The sequence below is a fragment of the Nocardioides sp. Kera G14 genome (assembly GCF_020715565.1).
GTDB lineage: Bacteria > Actinomycetota > Actinomycetes > Propionibacteriales > Nocardioidaceae > Nocardioides.
On sequence record NZ_CP085839.1, the window covers coordinates 2,789,408 to 2,810,909 of the forward strand.

A 21,502-nucleotide genomic window follows, 5' to 3' on the forward strand; every position below is an offset into this window, starting at 1 on the left:
ACGCAGTGCCGCTTCGCATCCTCGCCGCCGCGACGCTGATGGTCTGCGCAACCGTCATGGCGGTGTATGGCGTCGCCGGCACGTCGCGCCTGTCCGGGCCAGTCCTCTTCGGCCTCTCCGCAACACATGGCGTCCACGTCGACGACCTCCTGATCGCCGGCTGCTGGTCCGTCACGCTATTCATCGCAAGCGTCATCGTCCTGGGCCGCCGCTGAGCAGGTGGAGGGCGGGCGCGCTCATCCCAGCGCGGCCACGAAGTCGCGGACCGTCTCCTCGAGACTGATCCGCGGTGCCCAGCCCGTCAGCGAGTGCAACAGCGAGGAGTCACCGCTGATCTCCGCAGGATCGTTCGGTCGGACCCGAGCTTGGTCGACCTCGACCGAAACGTCCGACCCGGGCATCGCAAGCAGAACGGACTCGAGGATCGATCGACCGGAGACAGCAGCTCCTGAACATACATTGACGATCTCGGCGTCGACGGACGGAGCCTCCAACAGCAGCCGGTAAGCCCGCACGACGTCGCGTACGTCGGTGTAGTCGCGCCGCGTGTCGAGGTTTCCGACCGTCACAGCCCCGCCGGACTTACGCGCGGCGGTCACCGAGCCGACCAGGTCGGGCAACAGAAAGCCCACCCCCTGCCCCGGCCCGATGTGGTTGAACGGCCGCACCGTCACGACGTCGAGTCCCCGACGCCGGTAGTAGGAAGCCTGCAACTCCGTGAGGAGTTTGGAGACGACGTAGGGCGAGGACGCGACGGTCGGCGCGGATTCAGCGATCCCGGTGCCAGGTGCGTAGACCGCACCCGTCGAGACATTGAGCAGGCGGACAGGCCTACCGCCGACGAGCAGCGCCTCACAGAGCGACGTGACGGGAGCGCTGTTCGCCTCGAGATAACGCTGGGGAGCGTCGAAGGATGGACCTACTGCCGCCAGGGCCGCGAGGTGGACGACCGCGTCAACGTGACCCACCTCCGCGGCCGGCCAGCCTTCGATCAAGTCGGCCCGGACATACCCGGAGGCGCCCTCCGGCCCCTCCGGCTCTCGACCGACCCCGAGGACCTCGTGACCAGCGCCCACCAGCTCGTGGGTTAGGTGCCGACCGACGAACCCGCTCGCGCCGGTGACGGCTACCCTCATCGATTCGGATCCGTGACCTTCAAGTCGTGCTGCACCATCCGGGAGACCAAGCCCGGGAAGTCCACGTCGCGCTTCCAGCCGAGGTCCGTCTCGGCCTTGGTCGGGTCGCCGAGGAGGATGTCCACCTCGGCGGGACGCATGAACTCAGGGTTCTGCTGAACGTAGGGACGCCAGTCATCGACGCCGATCTCCTCGAACGCGAGGGTCAGGAACTCCTCGATGGAGTGGGTCTCGCCGGTCGCGAGCACGAAGTCGTCGGCCTCGTCGTGCTGCAACATCTGCCACATGCCACGGACATAGTCGCCCGCGTAGCCCCAGTCGCGCTTCGGCCACAGGTCTCCGAGCTCGATGTGGTCTTGCAGCCCGTGGTGGATGCGCGCCACGGCGTCGGTGATCTTGCGGGTCACGAACTCGACTCCGCGGCGCTCGCCCTCGTGGTTGAAGAGGATGCCGCACGCGACGAACATGCCGTAGGACTCTCGGTAGTTCTTGGCGATCCAGTGCGCATAGAGCTTGGCCACGCCGTACGGACTGCGTGGGTGGAACAAAGACATTTCGTTGTAACCCTTGCCGGGCCGGTTGTAGTCAAGGCCACCGAACATCTCCGAGGTCGAAGCTTGGTAGAACCGCACCTCCTCCGCACGTCCCGTCTGGCGAATCGCTTCGAGGAGGTTCAGCACGCCCTTGGCTGTGATGTCAGCAGTCAGTTGCGGATTGCGGAAGGAGTAACCGACGTGGCTGATCGCACCGAGGTTGTAAACCTCGTCGGCGTCGGAGGTCTTGAGAGCCCCCAAGAGCGAGCTCGGGTCGGTGAGATCTGCTTCGACAAGGTGGACGAACGGAAACTCCGCGACGAAGGCCTCCCTTCGAGCGTTCCGCTGGCCCCGGATCAATCCGAAGACCTCGTAACCCTTCTCATTCAGCAACTCGGACAGGTGCTGGCCGTCCTGGCCCGTGATGCCCGTGATAAGAGCCCGCTTCGATGTCATGGAGGGATGATAGCGACGCAGCGCGCGTGGCATGAGGTTGCATCGAGCGCCGAGTGGTCTTCTTCACATACTCCCACCGAGCGCGCCATGGGGATACCGGACCGCTAGGCTCCCTTATCGGCAAGCGACCGTTCGGCGGAGGGGGGAAGGTGGGAGCGACCACGTGGCAGATTGCGCTCGCCATGATCACTCTTCTGTGCTGGACCTTGGTCATTTACCCCTACGCTCTTTACCCCTTCATCCTTCGTCTCCTTCCCCGAGCCGACATCCAGCCATCCGGCGTGCTCCCGTCGACTGTGACACTGCAGTTCTGTGCCTTCAACGAGGGCGCCGTGCTCCAGGAGAAGCTTGACAACATCGAGGTCCTCAAGGAACGGCACCCCGGTCTGGAGGTGCTGGCCTACGACGACGGCTCGACCGATCACACCCGCGACATGCTCGCCTCCCGGCCCGACCTGCTCCAGGTCATCGACGGCGCCGGCCGCACCGGCAAGGCGCATGGCATGAAGCGGCTTGCCGCGATGGCCACCGGAGACATCCTCGTCTTCACCGATGCCAACGTCCTCCTGCAGGACGATGCGATCGACCGGCTGCTCGCCTGGTACGAGGACCCCGAGGTAGGCGGCGTGTGCGGGACGTTGCGTTACATCAACCCGGGTGAGAGCGCGACCGCCTCGGTGGGGGGCGCCTACTGGCGGCTCGAGGAGAAGCTGAAAGCGCTCGAGTCTCGCACCGGCAACGTGATGGGCGCCGACGGCTCCATCTTCTCCTTGCGCCGCGAGCTGTACCCGAGCTTTCCCGACACAGTCCTCGACGACCTTACGGTGTCGATGGCCTCCGTCTTCGCGGGTAGGCGCCTTCTGAAGGTCGATGACGTTGTCGCGTTCGAGCGTCTGGTCTCCGGAAGACAGGACGAATTCGCTCGCAAGGTGCGCATCGCCGCCCGCGCCTTCCACACCCACCTCTACCTCCGACCGCAACTGCGGGCGATGGGCAGGCTCGACAAGTTCAAGTACCGCTCGCGAAAGCTGGTCCGCTGGTTCGGGGGACTCTTCCTCATTGTGGGAGCCCTCTCCGCGTTCCTCCTCGCTGCCACATTCTCGCCCTGGGCGGGACTCGGGTTCGCCGTGGTTCTGGCAGCAGCGGCATTCGCGGGCTCGCGCATCCACAACGGGCCGGCCGGCCTTGTCACGGAGACCGTGCTGGCTCTGCTCGCCACGCTCATCGGCGTCCTGAAGGCGGCGCGGGGGCAGACTTTCGTCACCTGGTCGCCGGCGAAGTCACGATAGGGTTTAGAGTGCCCACTTCCGAGCGGCGGCCGCGCGTTCTTTACCTGAGCCAGGTGTTTCCCTACCCTCCCGCCGTGGCCGGAGACGCGGTCTACAGCCAAGGGATCATCGAAGCGTGGTCGGCCTTCGCTGACCTGACGGTGCTCTGCGCCGACAGCGGTGCTGACCCCTCGGTCGGCACCGACGAGGTCGCGTGGCACATCGTCGGTCCCCAGCGCTCGGGCCGCGCGGCCTCGGTGCCGTCGCGCTTCCCGCTGATCGCGTGGAAGGGCGCCACACGCCAGTATCGGAAGAAGCTCGGCGAGTTGCTGCAGGATCCCGGTTGGGACGCCATCGTGCTCGACAACCTCGGGCTCACCCACGCACTGCCGAAGGCCGAGGCGTACCGCCGGCAGCATCCCGATACGCGGATCGTCTACGTCTCCATCGAGTGGGAGTATCCCACTCGCGCCGGCAAGTACGACTCATACCAGATGAGCAGGGTGAAGCGGTTCGCCGCGACGCTGGACCTGGCCAAGGTCCGACGCTGGGAGGAGGCGCTGATCAGGCGCAGTGACATTGTCACCGTGATCAACCCCTCCGATCTGGAGCCGTTCCGGCGGATCGACGCCTCCCGGAAGTACCTCACCGTCCTGCCCGGCTACTCGGGCCCGGTGGCGGCCGACCGCGACATCACCGATGCCGTTCCTCGCCGCGTGCTGATCCTCGGAGGCCGCCGCCCGGAGCAGAAGCAGCAGGTTCTGCTCGACTGGCTCGCCGTAAGCAACGAGGCGATCAGTACCGCTGGGATCGAGGTGGTGGTCGTCGGCGACATCCCCGACGACCTGCGCACTCGCGTCGAGAGCACCTACCCCGACGTCGTCGTACTGGGATTCACCGACCATCTCGATGAGCTCATCGCAGAGGCGCGAGCGGGCCTGATCGTCGATACGCTCGGCAGTGGCTTCAAGCTCAGGCTCCTCTCCCACGTCTTCCAGCGCCTGCCGATCGTCGGCCTCAGCGATGCAATCGACGGCCTCCCCACGCCCGAGGGCGAGGGATACCTGGCGGCCCCGACGCTCGTCGAGCTCGTCGAGCTCGTCTGCCAGGCAGTCGACAGGCCAGAGCAGCTCGACGCCGTCCAGAAGCGCGCCTTCACAGACTGTGACTCGCAGTTCTCGTGGGCCCAGCGCGGTGAGTTGCTCGCCTCGCTGCTCGACCCGACCGCAGAAGACAACTTGGTGTAACAGTGCACGAGGAAGGTGAACAACCATGAAGGTGGTCATTCTCGCCGGCGGCTTGGGAACGCGCCTCGCCGAAGAGACGTCCGTCCGACCGAAGCCCATGGTGGAGGTGGGCGGGTTCCCCATCCTCTGGCACATCATGAAGATGTACTCCGCCCACGGGCTGAATGACTTCGTCGTCTGCCTCGGCTACAAGGGCTACTACATCAAGGAGTACTTCGTGAACTACGCGATGCACAACTCCTCGATCGAGGTCGACATCAAGAACCGATCGGTCAGCTATCTCACTGAAGGGGACCTCCCTAACTGGAAGATCCAGCTCATCGACACCGGTGCCGAATCCCTCACCGGCGGGCGGCTCAAACGCGTCCGGCCCTACCTCCCCGATGATGAGCCGTTCTGCATGACGTACGGCGACGGCGTGGCCGACGTAGACCTGACAGCTCTGATCGCCTTCCACAAGGAGCACGGACTGGACGCGACCCTGACCGCGGTCCGTCCGTCGGGCCGATTCGGCTCGACCGTGATCACCGACGGACGGGTGCAGAAGTTCGAAGAGAAGCCGGCCGGCGACGGCGCTCAGATCAACGGCGGATTCTTTGTGCTCCAGCCGCACGTTCTCGATCGGATCGAGGGTGACCACACGATCTGGGAGCGCGAGCCACTCGAGGGGCTGGCCCAGGACGGCCAGCTCGCCGCCTTCGAACACAACGGCTTCTGGCAGCCGATGGACACCCTGCGGGACAAGATGCACCTGGAGGAACTGTGGACCGAGGGCGACGCTCCCTGGAAGATCTGGGACTGAGCATGCCGACTCGAGAATTCTGGGCCGGCCAGCGCGTCTTCCTTACCGGCCACACCGGCTTCAAGGGGAGCTGGGCCTCCCGCTGGTTGTCGAAGCTGGGCGCGACGCAGACCGGCTACGCCCTGGCGCCCGACTCCGAGCCGGCGTTGTTCCCGCTCCTGGACACACCGGGCCTGACCTCGGTGATCGGCGACATCCGCGACCCCGAGCCGTTGGCGGCCGCGGTCGCGGCCTGCGACCCGACCATTGCGATCCACATGGCGGCCCAGCCGCTGGTGCGGCTCTCCTACCGCGAGCCGGCTGCGACGTACGCCACGAACGTGATGGGTACGCTCAATGTGCTGGAGGCGCTCCGCCACCACGCCCCGAGCCTCAAGGCCGTGCTTGTCATCACCACCGACAAGGTGTACGCGAATGACAACTCGGGTCATGCCTTCGTCGAGGAGGACCGCCTCGGTGGGCACGACCCGTATTCGAGTTCGAAGGCAGCGTGCGAGGAGGTCGTCTCCTCCTATCGCCAGAGCTTCTACGACGAGAAGGGTGTCCGCCTCGCTACGGCGCGTGCTGGCAATGTCATCGGTGGCGGCGACTGGTCGGAGGACCGACTCATCCCCGACATCTGGCGCGCCATGGATCGAGGTGAGGCCGTTGTTCTCCGCAACCCGGACTCCGTCCGCCCCTGGCAGCACGTACTCGACCCGGTCAGCGGCTATCTCGACTATGTCGAAGCCATGACCACCGATCAGTGGGCCACGCTGCCCCGGGCGCTCAACTTCGCCCCTGTGCCCGACAGTCCCATGACGGTCCGCGAGGTCACGGAATCGCTGGGTGACGCCATGGGGATCGAGCACCCGTGGCTCCTTGCGGAGGGCGCCCAGCCCGTCGAGATGAAGCTCCTGACTCTGGACGCATCGCTGGCTAATCGGGCCATCGGATGGCGCCCGCGGCTCACCGGTCGCGAGGCAGTCGAGTGGACCGCCGACTGGATCCGGGCCACCCGCGGCGGCGAGTCCGCGGAGGCGGCGGTCGACGCACAGATCCGGCAGTACGAAGAGCTCCTGAGCACCGACCAGTTGGGAGTTTCCCAGTGAAGTTCACCGAGACCAGCCTTCCGGGCGTCTTCACCATTGATCTAGAGCCCAGGGGCGACGACCGAGGCTTCTTCGCCCGGATGTACGACGTCGGCGAGTTCGCTGAGCACGGCCTAGAGACGGACTACGTTCAGTTCAACACCTCATTCAGCCGGATCAAGCACACCTTCCGCGGCATGCATTACCAGCTCGGTGCGAGCGCCGAAGTGAAGGTGGTCAAGGTCATCCGCGGTGAGCTCGTGGACTTCGTCCTCGACCTGCGGGACGGCTCTCCGACCTTCGGGCAATGGACCTCCGTGACTCTCTCGGCAGAGAACCGGACGATGATCTACATCCCTCGCGGCTGCGCACACGGCTTCATGTCGATGACCGAGGACGTCGAGATGCAGTACTTCGTGTCGAACTACTACGACCCTGCGGCCGAGCGCTGTGTGCGGTGGAACGATCCCATGTTCGATGTGACCCTTCCTGCCAAGCCGGCGATCATCTCCGACAAGGACGCCGGCGCCCCGGACTTCGATCCGGTGTGGCACTTGGGCCGAGAGTCCTGACGCCATGCGCATTGCCCTGACTGGGTCCTCCGGCCTCATCGGGTCGGCCATGGCCCGCCATCTCTCTTCCGAACATGAGGTGATCACCCTCGGCCGCCGCGCCACAGCGGATATCCAGGTGGACCTTTCCGACCCCAGTGCCGTTGCCGCACTCGACCTTGGCGAGGTGAACGCGCTCGTCCACTGTGCAGGCGTGGTCGACGAGGACTTCCGCGACCATCCCGAAGCGGCCCTGCGGATGGCGGTGTTCGGCGCCGACGCCCTGGTCAAGGCAGCCGTCGCCTCTGGCGCGACCCACCTCGTCTACGTCTCCTCGGCGCACTCCTACGGTCCCTTCGTGGGAAAGGTCGACGAGTCGACACCTATCAACCCTGTCTCCGACTACGCCATCGCCCACTTCGCCACCGAGCAGGTCTTCCGGCGGCAGGTAAAGGAGGGCGTCGCAGGCGTTGCCTTGCGACCGTGTGCTGTCTTCGGCGATCTCCCCGACGCGAGCCAGTTCCGCCGCTGGTCGCTCATCCCGTTCTCGTTCGCCCGCGATGCAGTGCGCGACCACACGATCGTGATCAGGTCGACCGGTGAGCAGCGGCGGAACTATGTCGGCACAGAGGACATCGCCGCCTGCGGCACCCGCTGGCTCGGGAGCAACGCGGGCGGGTGGGGAGCCCTCAATCCGCTGGGGCAGCTCTCAGCGACGGTCTACGAGTTCGCCGAGCTCTGCGCCTCGCTCTCTGAGGAGCTCACCGGCATCCCTTGCGCGATCACACGCATGCCGCCCAGCGGCCGCACGGCGGGCGACGACTTCGAGTACACCAGTCTTTCGGCCATCACCGACGGGACCCAGAGCGTGAGCGACACCACGAGGCGCCTGATGCAGGCCCTCCTGCAGGAGGTGTGAGCGACCGGTGCCCCGCCTGACCGTTGGACTCATCACCTACAACGGCGCCGCGCACATCCGGCGCGCCGTGGACAGCATCTTGGCCCAGACGTTCACCGACCTGGAGCTGCTCATCTTCGACAACGCCTCCACCGACGGGACGAGCGAGATCTGCGAGGAGTACGCCTCCGCGGATCCTCGTGTGCGCCATGTGCGTCATCCCGAGACGATCCCGCAGAGCGCCAACTTCCGGGGTGTGCTGCTCGCCGCCGAGACCGAGCTCTTCATGTGGGCGACCGATGACGACGTACGCGGGCCGAGCTTCGCCGCGGACTGCATCGAGGCCCTCGACGCCCATCCCGACGCCGCCTTGGCCTGTACCGAGGCAGAGTTCCTCTCCCCCGACGGTTCCCGTGAGCGCGCGAGGGGGACCTTCACCATCACCGGCACGCCGACCGACCGCGTGAGGGCCTACTTCCTGAATCCGCGGGACAGCTGCCGCCTCTTCGGTGTCTACCGGACCGAGCGCCTGAAGCGCGCCTACCCGGCGGACGTAAACGTCTTCGGCTACGACTGGCTGGTCGTCGGCCTCGCCATGCTCGAGGGCGACAGCATCGAGGTACCCAGCGTCGAACTGGTCCGCACGGCCAACCCGCCAGGAAAGTACTTCGAGCGATACGACCGCCACTTCGTGCGGGAGCCCGGCCTCATCGGTCGCGCCTCCTACCTGTTGCCACTGCTGCCGTTGACTCGCGCACTCAAGACCTACCTTCCGCGACGAGCGTGGCGCGCTGTCCGTTGGCGGCTCCTGCGCCTCAACCTCCACCAGTCACTGATGCTCGTAAGGTGGAAATACCCCAGGTCCGGCGGCGCCTTCAATGCTGTACGCCGCATCGATCGCGCTCTTCGACGTAAGGATCGTGGTCGCCATGATGCGTGACACGCTGGAATCTAGGTTCACAGCCCGCAACGGCCTCAACCTCTTTCGAATCATCTTGGCCACTGGCGTGATCTTCACGCACTCATATCCGCTGACCGGAGACGTCATCGGCTCAGCGCCGCTACGGCAGTTCGCCGGATCCTTCTCAGTCGACGGTTTCTTCGCGATCTCGGGCTTTCTGATTACCATGAGTTGGATGCGGCGCCCGGATTGGCGGGACTATCTTCGATCCAGAACGCTTCGTATCTTTCCTGGGTTCTACGTCTGTCTCCTCGCGACAGTCTTGGTGCTCGCGCCGCTTGGCATCCTCGTCGGAGCAGGAACGTGGCCCTCCGGATATCCGGATTCGGGGGTCACCTATCTCCTCAAGAACTCATTACTGTATATCGGGCAACTGAAGATCGCCGGGACGCCCGACGCCGTACCCTATCCGGAAGCATGGAACGGGTCCTTGTGGACGCTCTTTTGGGAATTCCTCTGCTACTTAGCCGTTCTCGCCCTCGGAATGTTGGGACTGCTGCGCAAACGCTCCTTCATGGTCGCTGCGTTCGTTGCGATGCTCGTTCTGGTCGGGATCGTGATCGTGCTGCACATCGACAGCTGGTGGGTGACGAACACCGCCCGGTTCGGGACCATGTTCCTGGCCGGCTGCCTGGTCTTTCTCTTCCGAAGTCGAATCCCAGTGAGACTGCCACTCGTGCTAGGCGCCTTCGCCATCGTCGCAGCATCAATGCTACTGCCGGACTACCGCGTGGTCGGCGCCCTTCCTTTCGCCTACGGACTCATATGCGCAAGCACGTACGTCACGTCGCCGCGACTGGAGTTCCGTCGCAACGATTGGTCGTACGGCGTGTACATCTACGCCTTTCCAGTGCAGCAAATTCTCGCTGGCACATCGATAGGAGACCTCCCGCCCCTTATCTTCGGAGTTGTCGCGTTCCTCGCGACCCTCCCTCTCGCAGCCGGCTCTTGGTACCTGATCGAACGCCCAGCTTTGAAGTTGCGCCACCGAAGATCCACAGCTCGTCACGTCGGGATGAATCCATCGGAATCTCGTGCCGTGAGAGGACCAAGTAGATGAGAGAGGCGTTTCGACCTCGTGCATGGGCTGGCAGCATCACGGGGCCGATGACCGGCAGCGAAGAAGAAAGGGCCAAAGGCCGTAACTTCCGCATCCTCGCCGCCTCCGTTGTCAGCATCTTGGCCAAAGTCGTCGCGGTGGGAACGACGCTCATTACAGTCCCTCTGACGCTGCACTACCTTGGGACCGAGCGGTACGGGCTGTGGATGACAGTGACAACATTTACCGCCATGCTTACTTTTGCCGACTTGGGGCTGGGAAGCGGGCTCCTCTCCGCGGTCTCCCGGGCTCACGGCAGGGAGGACGTGGCGGAGATCCGCGGCTACATCTCCAGTGCGGTCGTCATGCTCACCGGCATCGCCATTGCCTTGCTAGCGATCTTCTTCTCGGCTTACGCCTCGATAAGTTGGGCGTCATTTTTCAACGTGAAATCTGCGGAAGCCTCATCCGAAGCCGGACCGAGTGTCGCAGTCTTCGTCATCTGCTTCGGTGCCTCCCTCCCTGTCACCGTGGTTCAGCGCGTACAAATGGGACTGCAACTGGGATTTATCGCTAGTTTCTGGCAGTGCGTTTCAAGTCTCGCAACCTTACTTTCTGTCCTTGTCGCGATCTATTTGAGAGCCGACCTGCCGGTGTTGGTGGCGGCTTTAGTGGGAACCCCTGTGTTCGTAGGGTTCATAAATACAATTCTATTTTTTCTAAAGAACTCTGAATTTTCACCCGCTTTGAAACTCTTCTCGAAGACTCAGTGTCGCCAGCTATTTTCAATCGGATTCCTCTTTCTCATACTTCAGGTCTCAGTTTCAGCAACATTCCTTTCTGATAATTTTGTCATCGCCCGCTTGCTTGGAAGCGATAACGTTGCAAGTTTTTCGATCCCCGACCGAATGTTTTCCACCGCCTCGATTTTAGTCTCCTTGGCGGCTCTACCATTGTGGCCCGCGTTCGGCGAAGCGATGGTGCGCGGCGATCATGCATGGGCTAAACGAGCCCTGAGGCGCGCGACATGGGCCTCACTCGCCTTCTCCGGAGTCATGTGCAGCCTGCTCTTATTGCTCGCCCACCCGCTCGTCCGCCTCTGGATTGGAAAAGACTTGGATGTTCCGTTCGCTCTGCTGGCAGGCCTTGCGCTTTGGCGCGTCGTCGATTCGACCGCGAGCGCAGCTGCAATGTACCTCAACGGGATGCACGCCATCGGCTTTCAAGTCACGATTGCCATCGCTACAGGGATCGTTTCTCTAGCGTCCAAGATCCTATTAATCCCTCACCTGGGATTGGCCGTCACTCCATGGTGTACCGTGATTGCATACATCGCGTTCGCGGGGATTCCTACACTTGTCTATCTCCGACGAAACACGGAGCGGAGGCAATCTAATGTCTTTTAATCCTATGAATTGGCTGCGACACGGCGTTAATTTGTTCTACAAATTTGCCATCCGGAGGGCGACCAATATAGATATTCACCCAAGCGCCCGGTTATCCTTCCGACGGCTTGCCCGGCTCAAGGGGTGTACTGTGTCCATCGGCGAAGGCACAATATTCGGCGGGTGGATTGCCTCGGATAGGGCAGGTAGCGAAGTTAAGATCGGCACGAACACATACGTCGGAAGTTCCCGAATAGTTTGCGCCTCTTCTGTGACTATCGGAAACGACGTCCTCATTTCGTGGGGCTGCACGCTCGACGATCACCACTCACATGCTGTCAGGTGGGCACATCGGAGCCTTGACGTCCGGGACGAATACAGAGGTCGTCCCAAGGACTGGACCAACGTCAAAGTCGCGCCGATCGTCGTAAACGATAAGGCTTGGATCGGATTCAATTCGATCATTCTCGCCGGCGTCACGATCGGGGAGGGTGCGGTAATCGGCGCGGGAAGCGTGGTGACAAGGGACGTTCCGCCCTACACGATCGTTGGAGGAAATCCGGCCCGCGTCATACGAGAGATCGAAGAGACCGACTGATACAGAACCTCCGTCCTCAGACGGAATCAATGATATCGGCAAACTCACTGCCGAAACGGGCAATCCGCTCCGGCAATTCCCTTTCTGCCCTCTCGCGTAGTTCTCGGCGACGCTCCTGATCATCGGACTGAAGCAGCAGAAGCTCAAGCTTGTCCGCCAGAGAAGCCGCATTCCCAGCACTGAAGTAGGTTCCCAACGTGGGGGCCTGCTCCGCGTGTACCTCGATGTCCGAAAGTACAATCGGTATCCCGAGCGATTTGCTCTCTTCAACCGAAGTACTCCAGCCCTCGAAGTCGGAAGGGTTGAGAATCGCCTGCGCATTCCGCATGAGCGCGACGAGATCTGACAGACTCACGGCGCCAAGTGCCTTGAAATTCCCGTCCAGCCCGTGCGCGCTGACACGCGCCATCAACGACCGGAAGTAGTCGGGGTTGCGGTAATCCGCAGTTGAGCCAGTGGCGACCACCAGTGGATTGAAACCGCGGTCCTTCATCTGCTCCAACGCGTCCAGCACAAGGTCATGCCGCTTGTGCCGCCAGAACTGATTTGGCAGATGAAAGTATGGGCCCTCAAGGTCGTATCTATTCCGCAGTGTGACGGCCTCGGTCTCGGCGATGTCATCGCCGAACCAGGAAACAAATCGCAAGACACGCGCCTTCTCGGCGTTTCCGGGCGCGAATCTGTCGAAGTCGTCCCTCGCCGAGTAACTGCTCAGCACGATCGCTTGGCTGTCGCGAACCAACCGCTTGAAGTATCCGTCACGCTTCTTCCGTTCCTCGGTCGGGAAATGATCAGGCATACGCACGTGCTGGAAGTCTGGTATCCAGCTAATCGTTGGGACGGAACTCCGCGTTCCGATGGCGACGGTATGGAACATCACGTCGATTCCGTTGCGAGAGAGAAGGCGCTCGACGGCGATATTGCGCCCGAGCAACGCGCGGGATCCCTTGCCAACTAAACCCCCCAGACCCGAGAAAATCGCCGGGTCGAAACGAATCACTTCCGCATCGGGAAATCCCGAAGGCATACTAGCGTCCGTCGGGAGGAAGCAGACAGGGGTGATCCGATCGGCGGCGCCGGCATAGATGGCGGACACCAAGTTACGTCGGTAACTGATGCCCCCCTGCCAACCATTACCCGGATCAAGGAAGACTGCGACGCGCTTCACAGATCTAATCCTTGGAACCACTGGGCATACTCCGCAACTCCGTCCGAGAAGCTACGCTCCGGTCGCCATCCCAACTCGGCAGCTTGGGTGATGTCGGCGATAAACCGTGAAGGGTTACCACTACGAGCCACCCCAGTGAACTCAGGTGGTGGACACTTGGGCAATACTTGAGCCAGCGCCTCGACCACTGTTCGGATCTTTAAGCCTACTCCGGACGCGCCGTTGACAAGTGGAGCGGACGTTGAAGCGCAATCCGCTGAACTGACAATCAATCTTGCCGCGTCATCGACGTGAATCCAATCGCGTACCTCTTCCCCCGTGCCGCCGAAAGCGAATTCACCACGCTTCCATTTGCCGCACGCGTCCCACAGCAGTTGCTTGCGCAGGCCGACGCCGTAGACGGAGAACAGACGGACGATCGAGGCGGTCACTCCAAAATGCTCGGCATACTCGCGACAAACGTCTTCCGCGAGCTTCTTGTGGACTCCATACGGCGAGATGGGCTTCAGGGTGCTGTCGATCCGGATCGGAAGATCCGCGGCGTCACCGTAGACCGCGGCACTTGAGGTCAGGACCAGCCGACAGTCTGGAGCATCAGCACGAATGAATTCCAACAAATCCGCGGTGGAGTCGACGGTTCTCTTGAAGTCGTTCCATGGGCGCGTCATCGAGTGGCCAACGTCGCTTCCTCCCGCGCAGTGGATAATAACGTCCGGAAGGCTATCCAAGTCGCGGAGTGCGTCCAGCGACACCGTCGCCTCGCGCCACGATTTGAGGCCCCAATCGCTCTGTTCCTGCCGCGTCCAAGACCCATGGCCGATGCCAGCAACCCTATGTCCACGGCTCGCGGCCTCGCGGGCAACGTGACGGCCGATGAATCCGTATGCGCCGGTTACCAACACGGTCGTCATTCGCACCACTTCATTTCCATGGAGCCGGCCTTTCGCTATCGTCGGTGCGGGCAGTTCGGTACCCGCCGGTATGCATGCTATCGGTCGACACTTTGCGCCGGCGGGAGTCCATCCTGCCGAATCGCGTTCATCCGCATCGAAACCTAGCCACGAGCAGTTCCGACTATCCGAGCTGGGTTTCCCACCACGATCGCATACGGGGGCACGTCCTTCGTGACAACTGCGTGTGCGCCCACGACGGCTCCTCGGCCAACCGTGACACCCTTCATGACAGCCGCACCGAACCCGATCCAAGCATCATCTTCGATAATCACGGGCGCCGAAGGAACGTTGGGAAGTGAGGTGGGGTGCCCGATTTCCGAGAACATACTGTCAAAGTGATCCCGCCGGTCGGCGACGGAGAGCGAGTGCGAAATTGTGTCATGTATGTTCGCGTCGTGCGAGATGAGGACGTTGTTTCCGACCGTGACCATCTCTGCCGACCAGATCCGCGAGTTTTTTCCCATGAAGCACCTCTCGCCCATCTTGATTTTCCCGCCGTGCCCGAACGTGTTTAGTTGGCCTGCCACGATACTCCCGGCCCCTACGTAGATGTTGGCTTTGCCTCGGGGATTATGGATCTCGCTGGCTGCGAGCAAGCGCGCACCAGGTCCAAGGGTGCAGTGACTTGCCTTCCGCTTGAAGGCGACGTGTTGCCCGATTTTAGTGGGAAGGTCGTATATCGCCAGCATCAACTTTACTAGTTTTCTAATCATCTATTAATCGCCTTTCGCCCACCCTACGACCTACTCGCTCGACTTCCTAGGCCGTACCAGTTCCGTCTTCTTGTTCAACCGATCGTCCTCGAGGCCATTGATGTCACGAACGCCGGAACTCGATCGGTCCGGCGCATACGCGACCGTCTGAAGCGCGAACAGTATCCATATGCCGAACTGCCACTGCAGAGGCTCGTTGAAAGCCGCGGTACATATACTAGCAGCGAGAAGGAACACTGCGGGAACGGAAAAGTTTCGCGCCAAGAATACGCAGGCCAGTACGATTGCGACCGCCAATGCGGCTGTCTCGAATTTGTAATGTTGGATTCCAACCAGCATATTGACATTGCCTGCCGCGAGCGTGTCGCCACCGCCGAGTCCTCGATCATGGACGGTGTTGACCGAATTGTCGACCCGAAATGCCACGGCCGCCTTCGCAATGAAGAGAAGGCTCGCTGATCCTGCCGCCACCGCGACAATCGCTGCCAGGCGCCGGCCCCGCCGCCACATGAAAACCACCGCCGCTGCGGCCACACCTCCAAGCGTGCTCAGATAAACACCGAAAGACTGGGAGGCCACGCCTACGACGATGACCATTAGGAAACCGAACCGGTTGAAAGCCCCCTTCCTCAAGAAGAAATATGAGGCCGCGATCGCTAAGGAGAAGATGCTTAATCCAGGCTCCTGCGTGAAAACAACGATACGCGGGATGCTGTGTTCACCGCCTAATACGCGCGTGCCAAACCATGTCATCGTGAAGGGCGAGAATATATTCCAGATATTTCCGTTCGCAAACAAAATTACGCGATCAGGCGCCCCGCTGAATCCTCCTCCAACCAAGGACGCGACGAACGAGCACGACTCAAGGACGACCAACCACGAGATGCACCCGAGTATTCGTCTTGCCAATTGCTGGCGAATGGAGAATTCGTATGTCGGAACGGACAGAAATGCAACCAAAACCAAGAGTTCTGAGCCTGCGGAGCCGGAGAGGAACAGTGCTGGCGTCACAGCCACCGGAGCCAGCGCGATCGCCCTCGATGCCTTCGTTTCTCGATGATCAGGTTTGACGAACAGGGGCGCCAACGCAATGACAATCGCCGACGCAACGAACGCCGTCCCGCTACGTGCGAGCGCGCCAGGGGGAAAGGCCAGCAGAGCGGTTCCGGCGAGGACGGCGACGAAACCGAAGGCCAAGATCAATTCCCCGAAAACAATGAGTGAAGCGCTGATAAGAAGGCCAAGACTTTCATCAAGCGTCAACAATGAGATCAGGGCGAGAGTTACCGTCAGAACACGCAGCGTCCACTTCAGACCCGAATCCTGTTTGGCTATCGATTCTCTCCCCATTTCCGCTTGGGCTCCTGTCACAACACTCCTCCTGGTCATGCGGACTCAGCCTTGGTGCCGTATCAGCCGTTCCAACGGCTTGGGGGCGCCGCCGTACGGAGCACCTCCTCCGTGGGTCCCGGGGATCGGCCCCAGTGGGGTAAAAGTGGTGGCCGGCTTGGTCGCGACGCCGTCAGGCCCGGCGCCTTGCACGAGGAGGGTCAATTCGTTGATGTGCATAAGGAAGTCAGGCGACAGGTACTGCGCCTGGCCGTCGCGGATTTCACGAGCCATCTCGGCTATGCCTGCGAACTTGTCCTGGGCGTAGACTTCACGTCTGCGGAGGGCGCCAACGATGCGCTCCTTCAGAGAGGGCCGCACCAGCAGGTTCCTCTCCACGGCCCCCGACTTCCAGTTGCGGGCGAGACGGAGCCTCCGCCCGCCGATCCCGAAACGTCGGCCGAGGCTCGGGCGTGCGCGAAGGCTCTGGAACTTCCTCGCGTTGAGGCTTCCCGCGCTGAAGCGCTCGAGGAAGACGGGTGCCCGGTACTGCCGGTAACTGTCGGTCGAGATCTCGCCCGCCCGCCCGATCACCCGCATCCGGTGATCTCTCGGAGCGACGACACTGCACGTGATGCGCGCCACGGCCCCGTTGGCGAATTGAAGGTTGGCGACCGAGAAGTCGGGCGTCCCGACGCGGGCCGGCAGCCCCGCCATCTTGTCTTCGATCAGCTCGCTCGAGAAGGCGGTGACGGAGACCGCCGGGCCGAGGAGTCCGCAGATCCACACGAGGTGGTAGCCGAGGTGCTCGTAGGTACAGCCCTCGAGAATCTCCTCGCGCAACGGCCACGGGGCGCCGGTGGGACTGACGACCTTGTCGAAACCCATCAAGTGGATGGGGTTGTCGTCGAGCTCGGCGTAGACCAAGAGCGGCTTGCCGATCGCGCCCTGCTCCACGGCCTGGAAGATGGTCCGGACGCTGTCACTGAAGATGTTGCACGGCGCACCGTAGAGCCGGACGCCCCGTGCGGCCGCAAGCTCGAACAGCTGGCGGGACTCATCGACACTCGTGGTGAGGGGCTTCTCGGAATAGACGTGCTTCCCGGCGTCGAGCGCGCGGCGCGAGACCTCGAAGTGCGAGCCGATCGTCGTGAGGTTGACGACGGCCTCCACCTCGGGGTCACCGAGCAACTGCTCGTAGCTGTCGTAGGCGCGAAGACCGTAGTGCCCCGAGACTGCCGCCATGCGCTCCGCCTTGAGGTCGAAGACACCGACAAGCTCCAGCTCGGGATGGGCTCTGAAGGTTCGCATGTAAATATCGAACACGAATCCACACCCGACCACCGCGATCTTCACGAGTCTTCGCTCCTCATCTCGTCGGCGGGCGTTCCCGCACGAACCTCCCACACCACCCGGCCGTACGTGTCGTCCACCTCGGCCGGACGCAGGTCGAGGACGCTCGCCCCGCGGCTCTCAAGGTAGTTGCAGGACCACTCTCCCGCCGTACTATCCGCAATGAGCCCCTCGGTGACACGGATCTCAGCTCGGACGCCCTCTTGGTCGAAGACAGCTCGACCGGCGTCGACGTGCTCGAGCTGCCAATCCCCGGGCACGGTGAGGCCGACACGAGCGCCTGACGGCTCTCCCACCCACTCGTCGGTGACGATCACGAGGCCGGGCGAGACCTCCACCGTCCGGCGCAACTCGCCGCCCCCGGGCAGAGAGAGGCGGCCTCGGGCCATGCCTCCCGACCCGGACGCAACGTGCTCTAGGATCTCAGCGTCACGCAGGCGACCGACCCGGAAGCAGCCGAGATAGTCCACCGGCTCCACCCCGTCTCTGACCGGGCCGTTGTGGCTGGCAGCAGAACGCTCGAACGCCCGACGCGGCCCGGTGGAGTACTGGTACGTCCCCGGGTCGACCAGGAAACGCTGGCCCATCACGTCCATCTCGGCCGACAGGAAGTCAGCGTGCCCATGGCCAGGATTCCATCGCGGCCCGATGGGCCCCGCGTCCATCAGGACGAAGACTCCGTCAGCTTCGAATCGCACGTACCCTGCGTCGGGAAGCAGGCTGACGGGTCGCGCCGAAGTGCCGCCGGCAATCTTTCCGGCCACCGGAACCTCGCCGAACCAACTGTCGTTGAATAGGGCGATTTGGCCATCTGGGTGGGTCATCGTCAGCCACGCCGAAAGCGCCTTCTCATGCATCGCGCCGGCTAGCGCACGGGTGCCGCTCGATAGGAACGGTGCACGGCTGAAGACGTCGGCGGCCATCACGGCCAGTCCTTGGTACATCGCCGACCGCTCAGCGATGAGCCCGTCTGGCAGCAGGCAGGCGCTGATCACGCGCCGCACCTCGCGATCGAGGCGCCGCCCGATCCTCCGCGGAACGGACTCGGCGAAGCTGAAGTAGAGGCACAACGCGGCCAGGTTCCGTTCGACATGGTTGTTTCGCAGCTCGTGCTCGACGTTGACCAGGATGAAACCGACGTTCCATCGCAGGAACGACTCGATCTCGTCGCGAAGCGACTCGGGGATCCTTCTCCCCGCCTCCGCGGCCACGACATATGCGCTCAGGATGGCTAGCACGCGGTGCGAGACGCTGTAGGGGAACCAGTACGACGAGAAACAACCCGAGACCCCGAAGTCCGAGCTTTCACGGTAGGACTTGAGCAGGTGGCCAACCGCGTTGAGGTGCTCGTCGTCGCCAGCCATGAGCATCGGGCCGACGAAGCCCATGTGCGCGAGTTTCATCCGCCAGAGATGGAAGTCACTCTCAGCCGGGACCTCATGATGCCAGTCGACGGCGGACGGCGAGCCGAAGTCCGCAGTCTGCCCGAAGAAGGTGAAGCGCCCCTCCGCGACGTCGTCGATATGCGCGAGGTACTCCTCGAAGTAGAAGGGCGTGACGGCTTCGGCGAGGGCGAGCAACTCAGGTCCCGAGCCCTGGACGGTCAGCGGCGGGATGGAGGCCGCAACCCGATCCACATGCCTCGCGTAGAGCGCGGGGAACCGTCGTGCGGCGACGTTCCGGATTTTGCGTTTGACGTGGTAGGCGAGCTGTCGCGGCGAGAGCCGCAACCCTGCGCGTACCGATGCCTCGATCACAGCCGGCGACACCACTCCGGCCCTTCCCTGCGAATCATGCGTCGTGCGACCTGGCCAGGCGTGCCGCCTCGACCGTGGCAAGCAGACTCGTCACGCGGGTTGCGCCGACGAGGGGGATCGAGATTCGCGGGTTCCGCACGGCCGCCAGGATGGACTCCTTCGCAAAAGCGCCTGGATCGGGCCGCGACACGGCGACACCGATCCCGCCCAGGAGCTCCCGGCCGATGATGATGACGCCGGAGGTGTGGGCGGACTCGAGTACGTCGTCGTAACTCCGGTCGCCGGGATGCAACGGGACTTGGAGTGCCCGGACGCGCTCGTCCGCCAAGCACGCTCGTGCTGTGTCGACGTCATCGACCGAGACGCCGACTACGTCGACCTTTCCAGCCTGCCGGGCCTGCTCCAAGGCTCCGACAGCATCGCCGGTGCGGATCACCTCGGCCGGCGGGCTGTGCAGCATGAAGAGGTGCACCTGCTCGCGCTTCAGCCGCTTCAGGCTGCCTTCGAGGCTGCGAGTGATGTAGGCAGAATCCCAGCGGGTCGGCATCGGCTTAGAGCGGGCCAACGCCACACCCTGCTTGGCAGAAGAGGAGCGCCGGACCGAGGCGCGGACGACGCCCTTCAGCGGTACCAGCGCCCGGCGGTGCCACGCGACGTACTTGCCTGCCTTTGACGCCACTACCGCATCCGACTCGCGTCCCAGGACCTCGCCCAACAGCCGCTCGCTGTCGCCCTGGCCGTAAATGTTGGAGGTGTCGAAGAATCGGATGCCCTCGTCGAGGGCGCGCTTCAGCAACACCCGCGCCTCGTCCCACGATGCACCATTCACGGAGCCGAGCCTGCTGCAGCCGAGGCCGATCGCGAGCGCCCCAGGAGGCAGGACGACGCTCACTCCGCTTTCCGCTTTCCAATGTCGGGCGCGTAGCCGTAGCCGTAGCCGTAGCCGTAGCCGTAGCCGTAGCCTCGGCCCTTGGTCGGGACCATGTTCATCACTACACCAACAAGGCGGGCATCGACCTGCTCAAGTCGGTCCTTGGACAGGCGCACTTGGTCCTTCGTGACCTTTCCGTGCCGGACGACAATGATGGCCCCATCCGCGTGAGTTGCGAGGAGCGCGGCGTCGGTCACCGGCAGGAGCGGCGGGGCGTCGATGATCACGACGTCGTAGATCGAGCGAAGGTGAGCGAGTAGCTCGTGCATCGCCCGGCTCTGCAATAGCTCGGCGGGATTCGGCGGCACAGGGCCTGAGGCAAGAAAGTCGAGCCCCGTTGTGTCGTCGTTTTGCAGCGCATCATCGAACTTCACCTTGCCCACGAGAACGCTGGTCACGCCGACCGCACCGTCAAGGCCGAGACGGATCGCGGCCCGCGGCCGCCGAAGGTCGCCTTCGATGAGGAGCGTTTTGACGCCAGCTTGGGCCATGCTCAGGGCGAGATTGATCGCGGTCGAGGTCTTGCCCTCCTCGGGCACGGCGCTGGACAGAACGAAGACCTTGTTCGGCGTATCAACATCGACGAACTGCAGATTGGTCCTCAGCACCCTGAAAGCCTCGGCGCGAGGCGAGTGGGAAGGGATCGCGGTGACCAAGGGTGTGTCCTTGGCGGTGGAATCGAGCCCAATCGTGCCTAGGATCGGCCGGTCAGTGATCTCTTGGATGTCGTTGGCTGAATTGATCCGGGTATCCAAGGTTTGGCGGAGAACTGCGAGACCGAAACCGAGTAGCAGACCCAGGACCAGACCCAGGGCGAGATTACGCTTTGGCTGAGGACTCACCGGCGTATCCGAGAAGCTGGCTTGGTCCACAATCGTCGCCTTCACCGGCGCTACAGTCTTGCCCGGAGGCGTCTCCAGTTGGCGGACCATATCCACCAAATTGCTGGCGTAGCTCTGGGCGATCTGCTGCGCTTGGTGTGCGTTCGGGTCGGTAACCCGAAGGCTCAGGTTCACCGTGTTAGCAGCAACCTGAGCGGTCACCTTTCCCGCCAGCTCCTCGGGACCCATCGCAAGGTCCAAGTCGCCGATCACGCTGGAGGCGAGCTCGCGGCTCGAAATCAAGTCCGCATATGACTGCACTCGCGCGATAGAAAACTGGCCGCCTTGTGCGATTTGGGCGGTGTCGTCTGCAGTGTTCACCGAGACAAAGAGGCGCGCGGTGGATGCATACTGCTTGGTCTGCGTCAGAGTTAGAGCCAATGCGACACCGGCGCAGATCGCAGCGATGATCAGGATCGAGATCCAGCGTCGGCGAAGGATTTTGAGGTAATCAGCGAGTTCCACAGGTGCTC

At 62.9% G+C, this 21,502-nt stretch carries 20 protein-coding genes and 1 pseudogene; 11 read left to right on the plus strand and 10 right to left on the minus strand.

The window, feature by feature from the left end:
* Window positions 1-5 precede the first annotated feature (5 nt).
* Entirely contained in the window at window positions 6-215 is a 210-nt protein-coding gene (locus LH076_RS13680; RefSeq protein WP_227781301.1) for a hypothetical protein, read from the plus strand.
* A 21-nt stretch (window positions 216-236) separates the two neighbouring features.
* Here LH076_RS13680 and LH076_RS13685 read toward each other — a convergent pair whose 3' ends face one another.
* Window positions 237-1,136, minus strand: a complete 900-nt coding sequence (locus tag LH076_RS13685) for an NAD-dependent epimerase/dehydratase family protein (protein WP_227781302.1) — start codon at window positions 1,134-1,136, stop codon at window positions 237-239.
* Window positions 1,133-2,125, minus strand: a complete 993-nt coding sequence (locus LH076_RS13690; RefSeq protein WP_227781303.1) for a GDP-mannose 4,6-dehydratase — start codon at window positions 2,123-2,125, stop codon at window positions 1,133-1,135. The genes LH076_RS13685 and LH076_RS13690 overlap by 4 nt, the downstream gene beginning before the upstream one ends.
* Before the next feature lie 281 nt (window positions 2,126-2,406).
* On the opposite strand from LH076_RS13690, the gene LH076_RS13695 reads away from it, so the two are divergent.
* The 10 genes and pseudogenes from LH076_RS13695 to LH076_RS17025 form a co-directional block, all read left to right on the plus strand.
* Window positions 2,407-3,414 (plus strand): glycosyltransferase, encoded by a 1,008-nt coding sequence (locus LH076_RS13695; RefSeq protein WP_227781304.1) that lies wholly within the window; start codon window positions 2,407-2,409, stop codon window positions 3,412-3,414.
* A 74-nt stretch (window positions 3,415-3,488) separates the two neighbouring features.
* Entirely contained in the window at window positions 3,489-4,640 is a 1,152-nt protein-coding gene (locus LH076_RS13700) for a hypothetical protein (protein ID WP_227781305.1), read from the plus strand.
* 25 nt (window positions 4,641-4,665) lie between these two features.
* Window positions 4,666-5,442 (plus strand): glucose-1-phosphate cytidylyltransferase, encoded by a 777-nt coding sequence (rfbF, locus tag LH076_RS13705; RefSeq protein ID WP_227781307.1) that lies wholly within the window; start codon window positions 4,666-4,668, stop codon window positions 5,440-5,442.
* Between the two features lie 2 nt (window positions 5,443-5,444).
* A complete protein-coding gene (gene rfbG, locus LH076_RS13710; RefSeq protein WP_227781308.1) occupies window positions 5,445-6,533 on the plus strand; it encodes a CDP-glucose 4,6-dehydratase in 1,089 nt (362 codons plus the stop codon).
* Window positions 6,530-7,084 carry a dTDP-4-dehydrorhamnose 3,5-epimerase gene (gene rfbC / locus LH076_RS13715; RefSeq protein WP_227781309.1) on the plus strand — a complete coding sequence of 185 codons (555 nt, stop codon included), beginning with the start codon at window positions 6,530-6,532 and terminating at the stop codon, window positions 7,082-7,084. Before rfbG ends, rfbC begins: the two co-directional genes overlap by 4 nt.
* A 4-nt stretch (window positions 7,085-7,088) precedes the next feature.
* On the plus strand, window positions 7,089-7,982 hold the full coding sequence (locus LH076_RS13720) for an NAD-dependent epimerase/dehydratase family protein (RefSeq protein WP_227781310.1): 894 nt from the start codon (window positions 7,089-7,091) through the stop codon (window positions 7,980-7,982).
* A gap of 7 nt (window positions 7,983-7,989) precedes the next feature.
* Window positions 7,990-8,901, plus strand: a complete 912-nt coding sequence (locus tag LH076_RS13725) for a glycosyltransferase family 2 protein (RefSeq protein ID WP_227781311.1) — start codon at window positions 7,990-7,992, stop codon at window positions 8,899-8,901.
* The gene (locus tag LH076_RS13730; protein ID WP_227781312.1) at window positions 8,840-9,982 is read left to right on the plus strand and encodes an acyltransferase family protein; all 1,143 of its coding nucleotides are present in this window, start codon (window positions 8,840-8,842) and stop codon (window positions 9,980-9,982) included. The genes LH076_RS13725 and LH076_RS13730 overlap by 62 nt, the downstream gene beginning before the upstream one ends.
* A 47-nt stretch (window positions 9,983-10,029) precedes the next feature.
* The gene (locus LH076_RS13735) at window positions 10,030-11,367 is read left to right on the plus strand and encodes an oligosaccharide flippase family protein (RefSeq protein WP_227781313.1); all 1,338 of its coding nucleotides are present in this window, start codon (window positions 10,030-10,032) and stop codon (window positions 11,365-11,367) included.
* Between the two features lie 403 nt (window positions 11,368-11,770).
* Window positions 11,771-11,920, plus strand: a pseudogene (locus LH076_RS17025) (DapH/DapD/GlmU-related protein); the annotation flags it as partial.
* 40 nt (window positions 11,921-11,960) lie between these two features.
* Here the strand turns inward: LH076_RS17025 and LH076_RS13745 are convergent.
* The 8 genes from LH076_RS13745 to LH076_RS13780 all read right to left on the minus strand — a co-directional run bounded on the left by LH076_RS13745 (window position 11,961) and on the right by LH076_RS13780 (window position 21,494).
* Window positions 11,961-13,112 carry a glycosyltransferase gene (locus LH076_RS13745; protein WP_227781315.1) on the minus strand — a complete coding sequence of 384 codons (1,152 nt, stop codon included), beginning with the start codon at window positions 13,110-13,112 and terminating at the stop codon, window positions 11,961-11,963.
* Entirely contained in the window at window positions 13,109-14,023 is a 915-nt protein-coding gene (locus LH076_RS13750; RefSeq protein ID WP_227781317.1) for an NAD-dependent epimerase/dehydratase family protein, read from the minus strand. The genes LH076_RS13745 and LH076_RS13750 overlap by 4 nt, the downstream gene beginning before the upstream one ends.
* Window positions 14,024-14,166: 143 nt before the next feature.
* Complete coding sequence (locus tag LH076_RS16985; RefSeq protein WP_415753133.1) at window positions 14,167-14,778, minus strand: acyltransferase; 612 nt, start codon at window positions 14,776-14,778, stop codon at window positions 14,167-14,169.
* A 30-nt stretch (window positions 14,779-14,808) separates the two neighbouring features.
* A complete protein-coding gene (locus LH076_RS13760; RefSeq protein ID WP_227781318.1) occupies window positions 14,809-16,167 on the minus strand; it encodes a hypothetical protein in 1,359 nt (452 codons plus the stop codon).
* 6 nt (window positions 16,168-16,173) lie between these two features.
* Entirely contained in the window at window positions 16,174-17,463 is a 1,290-nt protein-coding gene (locus LH076_RS13765; protein ID WP_227781320.1) for a Gfo/Idh/MocA family protein, read from the minus strand.
* Window positions 17,460-19,097: a heparinase II/III domain-containing protein gene (locus LH076_RS13770; protein WP_227781321.1), complete on the minus strand. Its 1,638-nt coding sequence runs from the start codon at window positions 19,095-19,097 to the stop codon at window positions 17,460-17,462. Before LH076_RS13770 ends, LH076_RS13765 begins: the two co-directional genes overlap by 4 nt.
* A gap of 154 nt (window positions 19,098-19,251) precedes the next feature.
* Entirely contained in the window at window positions 19,252-20,109 is an 858-nt protein-coding gene (locus tag LH076_RS13775; protein ID WP_227781322.1) for an aldo/keto reductase, read from the minus strand.
* Window positions 20,106-21,494: a polysaccharide biosynthesis tyrosine autokinase gene (locus tag LH076_RS13780; RefSeq protein WP_227781323.1), complete on the minus strand. Its 1,389-nt coding sequence runs from the start codon at window positions 21,492-21,494 to the stop codon at window positions 20,106-20,108. Before LH076_RS13780 ends, LH076_RS13775 begins: the two co-directional genes overlap by 4 nt.
* Window positions 21,495-21,502 lie beyond the last annotated feature (8 nt).